Genomic DNA, 2201 nt, shown 5'->3' with positions numbered 1-2201 from the left:
TCGCGCGCCGGGCCGGTCTGGTTCGTTGGCAGATGCGGCTCTATCTGAGCCCACTGCTTGTCGTTGAGCCAGAACAGTCCTTTGCGCATCGAAGTCCCCGGTGCCGAATCAACTTAGCACCAGGGAATCAGAACTCGCTAATTAGGTACAGACCCTAGTGTCCCCATTCAGAAGTTTTGATGATCTGGGTCTAGGATTTCGTTTTCAGTGTGGTCAAGCAGAAGCGCTTGATTGAGCCAAGTATGTCGTCGCCGATTTGGTACATCGGAAGGGCTTGGGGTTGTCATTGCCTGCCTGATCCGGTGGATCGTCAAAGCCGCATGGCCGACGCTGTCGCCATGGACCGCAGCGACCAATGCGTCGCATGAGGCGGTGTCGTCTCAAGTGTCAGTCGGATTGTCTCGGCGATTTCCTCGTCGCCGATTTGGCGGCGCGTCCCTGGCCGCGGCTCATCCTTCAATCCTTCAAGGCGGCCCTCAGCATAGCGCCGGCGCCATTTGCTAACCGTGTTCGGACGACATCAAGCTCTTCACAAATGTCCTTGTTCTCAAGACCGTCCGCCGCGAGCAGTACAATCCGTGCCCGACGCGCCAAGCCTTGCGCCGCGCGCCGCCGTCCCGCCAAGTTTTCAAGCTCCCGACGCTCCTCAGCCGAAAGATCAATCGTAACTGCTGGCTTATCCATGGAACATGCCTCCCAAATCGGCCACATGATCCAATAAATTTCTCGATCAGAACACTGGTCCGACCTCGTGGGCACTTTTGGCAAGTAGCCGAACAGGCTGACCACAGGATATCCGATCGCCTCGACCGACAATCCCTCGGCCGTGCACTGCAGTCGAAGCTGCGGTCTCGTCCGCTCATCGAGCGCGTGCAACAAGCCATGGTTCTGTCGTTCGATTTCGACATGAACGCGTGTTCGGAGCAGATCGGCCGCACCGGCCGCCTTGACTGACAGATTCGCCTGGCGGTCCTCCATCGTCGCGCCGGTTCGCATCGGGGCCGGGCAGGATGACCAGCTTGGATAACCTGCGATTTCTTTTCCTTCGACGATGCATAGCCGCGATTGTACCAGCTCGTTATACCCCACGCCAGAGCGGGACAGACTTCCGGTCGCGCCTCATCTCTTCGAGCACCTCAACATGGCGGTGATCGATGCGATCGACCGACGGCGCGCGCTCAAGAGCGGTCGGCAGCCCAAGCAGCGCAAACGGACGATAGGCCTCGATTTCCAATAGACGCTGCACCAGCGCGCCGAGATCGTCTCCGAGGTCGTAAACCAAAAGTCGCGTGAAGCCCAATTCGTCCACGCGAAAGTCCGAATTGGCGTCGCCACAATTCACGGTGATCATCGTCAGGCTGCTCCAATCAAGTACCTGTTCAGGGCGTTCGATTGGAGAAATGCCCTGCTCCATCCAGCTTGATAGCTACTGATAACTCTCCAGCTTGCTGCAGCGCGCGGTTCTCGCCTTTCGGACGTGGTCGAGTAGCTCGGCCAATTCGGCTTTGCCCTCACAGATCCGGACAGGCGGCTTTCCCGCATCCGGCTCTTCCCGAGGGTAACCCGCGTCATATCCGCGCCTGTGCCCAAGTGCGAGTGATGCGTGGAACGGGCAGACGGAAGCGTGCCGTCAGGGTCTCGAACTCCGACCACCCCATGCGCCGGCTTTTCTGGCTGCGCCGTCTCAGACAGCGCATCCAGGTCCGACGCACTTCGCGGTAGAAGCCGTAGCGCTGGATAATTGTGCGGCGTGCCATAGTAGCCATAATGCCCATGTAGAACGGCGGCGAACCGCTCATGCTGTGTGGCCAGTGGCGCGTGCATGAACCGCCAAGCCTCCTGGCGCAACGCCGTCAGCTTGCGCGTCAGGCGTTTCACCGGCCATCTCGGGTCCGCCCGCAGTAGTGGGTGAAGCCAAGGAAGGCGAAGGTCTCGGGTCGCCGCTCGCCCCGCCGCTGACGCGAGAGGGCCGCGAACCGGCCAAACTCGATCAGCCGCGTCTTGTCCTCATGGAGTGTCAAGCCGAAGCTGGCCAGCCGCACCTTGAGTGTGTTTCGGCATGGAATAAGGACCCCGTTTTCGGGGTGATCGGCATCCAATCGGGGGTCTGACTCATTTCCGATGAAGTTTGCCGGGCGACTGTGGTTCTCAAACGGAGAATCAGCGCCATGCGGACGGGCTTTCAAATCTCATCGCTAGTA

General features: G+C 59.7%; 2 protein-coding genes. Both read right to left on the bottom strand.

From position 1 onward, the window contains the following. Nucleotides 1-456: 456 nt before the first annotated feature. Nucleotides 457-1089, bottom strand: coding sequence for a DUF3422 family protein (locus IVB48_RS41345; RefSeq protein WP_346658985.1), 633 nt, complete (start codon nt 1087-1089; stop codon nt 457-459). Beyond that, nucleotides 1079-1414 carry a DUF3422 family protein gene (locus tag IVB48_RS41340; protein ID WP_346658984.1) on the bottom strand — a complete coding sequence of 112 codons (336 nt, stop codon included), beginning with the start codon at nt 1412-1414 and terminating at the stop codon, nt 1079-1081. The genes IVB48_RS41345 and IVB48_RS41340 overlap by 11 nt, the downstream gene beginning before the upstream one ends. Nucleotides 1415-2201 lie beyond the last annotated feature (787 nt).

It is taken from the genome of Bradyrhizobium sp. 76 (assembly GCF_023073025.1).
Lineage (GTDB): Bacteria > Pseudomonadota > Alphaproteobacteria > Rhizobiales > Xanthobacteraceae > Bradyrhizobium.
Note: the sequence above shows the minus strand (reverse complement) of the source record. Positions and strands in the feature narration are given on the sequence as shown.